Source organism: Acidocella sp., assembly GCF_028687955.1.
In the GTDB taxonomy this organism is placed as follows: domain Bacteria; phylum Pseudomonadota; class Alphaproteobacteria; order Acetobacterales; family Acetobacteraceae; genus Acidocella.
The window spans coordinates 1-3461 of the sequence record NZ_JAQTZC010000116.1 but is presented as its reverse complement, the minus strand read 5'-3'; the positions used below and the strand labels follow the sequence as shown (position 1 = coordinate 3461).

Annotated in this window: 4 protein-coding genes; 2 read left to right on the top strand and 2 right to left on the bottom strand. The window is 60.8% G+C overall.

Going from position 1 to position 3461, the window contains the following annotated elements; translation table 11 throughout:
• Positions 1-160 (top strand): GDCCVxC domain-containing (seleno)protein (locus PHE40_RS10845; protein WP_299961647.1); only part of this gene is annotated, 160 nt, incomplete at its 5' end.
• Positions 161-607: 447 nt separating this feature from the next.
• Here PHE40_RS10845 and istB read toward each other — a convergent pair.
• Complete coding sequence (gene istB, locus PHE40_RS10840; RefSeq protein ID WP_299961645.1) at positions 608-1360, bottom strand: IS21-like element helper ATPase IstB; 753 nt, start codon at positions 1358-1360, stop codon at positions 608-610.
• Positions 1361-1372: 12 nt separating this feature from the next.
• A complete protein-coding gene (gene istA / locus PHE40_RS10835; protein ID WP_408839087.1) occupies positions 1373-2890 on the bottom strand; it encodes an IS21 family transposase in 1518 nt (505 codons plus the stop codon).
• Between the two features lie 383 nt (positions 2891-3273).
• On the opposite strand from istA, the gene PHE40_RS10830 reads away from it, so the two are divergent.
• Positions 3274-3461: hypothetical protein (locus tag PHE40_RS10830; protein ID WP_299961641.1), on the top strand; the 188-nt coding region annotated here is incomplete at its 3' end.

The following is a 3461-nucleotide window of genomic DNA, read 5'->3' as shown; positions in this document are numbered from 1 at the left end:
CACGAATGCCTGCCAGTATTTCTATGAATGTGAGGAATGCGGCACCTTGCTTCGCCCCAAGCCCGGCGATTGTTGTGTTCTCTGCTCCTACGGGTCTGTACCCTGCCCACCAATCCAACTTGAGCGCCAAGCCGGAGGCAACGGCTGCTGCCAGCACTAAAATCCCGCCCGGTGTACCAACTGATATAATATTTTCTTCCCGCGCCGGCAGGATTGTGAAGAGGTCACCGGCGAGGCCGTCATCAGCGCCCTGGATGGCCCCCGAGGACAGCTTATGCAACCTTTCATCCCCGCTGTGCGGCGTCACGCCGCCAGCAATGCGGCCGTGGAAACACCTGCGGGAGCGGAGACGAACCTGTCCAGCCAATAATGGAAATGCTGCAGCCCGCCCTCGTTACGGCCGAATTGAACATACGGTATCAAGCCTGATTCAAAACTCCGCTGTTGGTCCATCGATTGCGGATTCCGATGAAGTCGGCCATGCATTCCAATTCGAAGCCGGCCACTGATTCCGATCCCAAGCCGGCCGGGTATTCCGATTTGATGTCGGCCACCTGAGCGTTATCGATTGGGTCTGGTTGAATGATTATCGTGTCTCTTTACGGGGTCAAGTTGAGGCGTTTGCGGCGGCGGGATTCTGCTTTTTGCGGAGGCTCTCGCCGGTCAGTTCGATGCGGTAGGCGTTATGGATGAGGCGGTCGAGGATGGCATCGGCGATGGTGGGGTCGCCGATGATTTCGTACCATTGCTCGATGGGCACCTGGCTGGTGATGATGACCGAGCGCATCTCGTGGCGGTCGTCGACGATCTCCAGCAAGTCGCGGCGCTGGTCGGCGGTCAGGGTTTCGGGCCCCCAATCGTCCAGGATCAGCAGATCGACCTTGGCGATCTGGCGCAGCATCCTGGCATAGCGGCCATCAGCCCGAGCCATGGCCAAGGTGGAGAACAGCCGCGGCACGCGATGATAGGCGGTGGACAGATCCTCGCGGCAGGCTTTCTGGCCCAGCGCACAGGCAAGCCAGCTTTTGCCCACGCCGCATGGGCCGGTGATCAGCAAATTATGCCGGGCGCGGACCCAGTCACAGCCGGCGAGCTTCAGGAATAATGCGCGGTCGAGGCCACGCGCCGCGCGGTAATCGACATCCTCAATGCTGGCGGATTGCCGAAGTTTGGCGGCGCGGGCGCGGGTCTCGAAGCGCTTTTGCCGCCGCAAGGTGGCTTCGTGTTCGAGCAACAGGGCCAGCCATTCGCCGTGTTCCAGGCCGGCAACCTCTGGCTGGCGTTCAAGTTCCCTAAACCCCTTGGCCATACCGTGCAGGCCGAGCTTCTGGAGCAGGTCGAGTGTTGGGTGGGTAAGCATGGTTTGGTCCTCTCAGTGAAAATATTTGGAGCCGCGTAGATTGCCGTGGCTCATCACCGCCTGCGGCTCATTGGCGGTGATGGCGGCGCGGTCGAGCTTGTTGGCGATGATCGAAGCGATGCTTTTGTAGGTGAACGCGCCGTAAGCGACGGCGCGGGCCGACACCGCCTCGGCGCGGATTTTGTCCAGCTCCCGGAACAGCCGTAGAACGCCAAGACAGGTCCTGAAGCCCTGTTCCGGGTGTGGGCGGCTGGCCAGAATGGCCGTGACCAGGCCCTCGGTGTTGGGGCCAACCGCGGCGCCCCAGCGGCGGAACCGCTCCGGCGTCCATTCGGCGTAGCGCCGGTGCGCACTTGGCATGTGCGCGGGGTCGGTGCCGTGGCGCGCACCGCCATAGCGGCGCTCGTGCGCGGCAATCCGATTTCCCTGGAAAAATATCTCGATCGTTCGCGCCGTCGCGCGGGTATCAACCTGGGCCCGGATCAAATTATGCGGCACCGAGTAGAAGTAGCCGCAGACCTCAACGTGATAATCCAGCGAAACACGGGCAAAACCCCATTCGGCGAATTCGTAGTCTGTGTCTGGCAACACGCCCAAAGCCGGGCGCTCGATCGTCTCGAACAGATGCCGCCGGCTGACCCCAAGCCGGCGCATGATGTGGTCGTTGATCCGCGCAACCATGACGGTGATCGCCTGATTGGCCTCCGCCAGAGAAAAGAATTTTTGCGCCCGCAACCGGCCCAGAATGTAGCTCTGGGCAAAACGCACCCCGGCTTCCACCTTTGCTTTGTCCTTCGGCCGGCGCGGCCGCGCCGGTAGAACGCCAATGCCGTAATGCGAAGCCATCCGGCCGTAGCTGAGGTTGATCTCGGGGTCGTAGAACGACGCCTTGTTGACGCCGGACTTCAGATTGTCCGGCACCACCAGCCGCGGCACACCACCGAAAAACCGGAACATGCGGACGTGGGCGCCGATCCAATCAGATAGCGTCTGGCTCCACGTGGCCTCGCAATAGGTGAAGCTCGACGCCCCCAGCACCGCGACGAAAATCTCCGCAAACCGTACCTCGCCCGTCGTGGGATCTGTAATGCCAAGCTTTTTGCCGGAATAATCGACAAACACCTTGTCACCCGCCCGATGCTCCTGGCGCATGACCGGCGACAACCGCGCCTCAAACTCCCGGAACAGATCGCAAAACCGGCTGTAGCTGTACCCTTCCGGATGCCCCGCGCGATATTCCTCCCACAGCACCATCAGGTTGACCCCAGGGCGTTTGAGCTCGCAGACCAGCTCGCGCCAAACCGGCTCAGCACGCCGGCGTATCCCGCGAACGGCACCGTTGCGGGCAAACAGCCGTTCCTCCAAAACCGCATCGGTCAGATCGGCCGGCAGCGGCCAGGCCAGCCCCGCCACCTGCGCCCGCTTCAGATTATCCTGGATCGTGCTGCGCGCCACGCCCAGCATCCGCCCGATCTGCCGTGCGCTGATCCCCTCGCTGGCCAGCCGTAATGTGTATCGTATCTGCCTCATCGTCAGCCCTCGCTTTGCCGGCATCCGCCCCTCCTCGTGGTTGATCACAAGAGAGAAAATGCCCGAGTTACTGACCCAGCCGATAACGCCCGGATGCCCGGCCAAGTGGCCGGAATTAAATCGGAATGCTGGCCGGCTTCAAATCGGAACGGTGGCCGACATCAAATCGGAATCCCCGGCCGGCTTCCGTCGGAATCCACACAGATGGCAAAGGCACCGCAGCCTTCTCCAACTTCGGCGTCGAGAACCTCGAGGATATCATCAGAGAACGACGACACCTAAAAAAGTAACGCCCGCGTCATTCACCGGATGCATACAGAACCTCGAGGATATCATCAGAGAACGACGACACCTAAAAAAGTAACGCCCGCGTCATTCACCGGATGCATACGCATCTCAATCCGATCGAACGATTATGGGGGCTGATGCACGGACACATCACCCACAACAAATGCTATGTCAGCTTCACCGATTTCAGCATCGCAATGCTGAACTTCTTGCGCAACGACGTGCCTGAAAACTGGGGGATGGCGCGCGATGAGGTTTCGGATAGTTTCCGCATCATAAACCC

What these genes read in the sequence shown, in the direction of transcription:
- istB (WP_299961645.1), bottom strand. Translation starts at nt 1,360, where the DNA reads ATGCTTACCCACCCAACACTCGACCTGCTCCAGAAGCTCGGCCTGCAC.
- istA (WP_408839087.1), bottom strand. Translation starts at nt 2,890, where the DNA reads ATGAGGCAGATACGATACACATTACGGCTGGCCAGCGAGGGGATCAGC.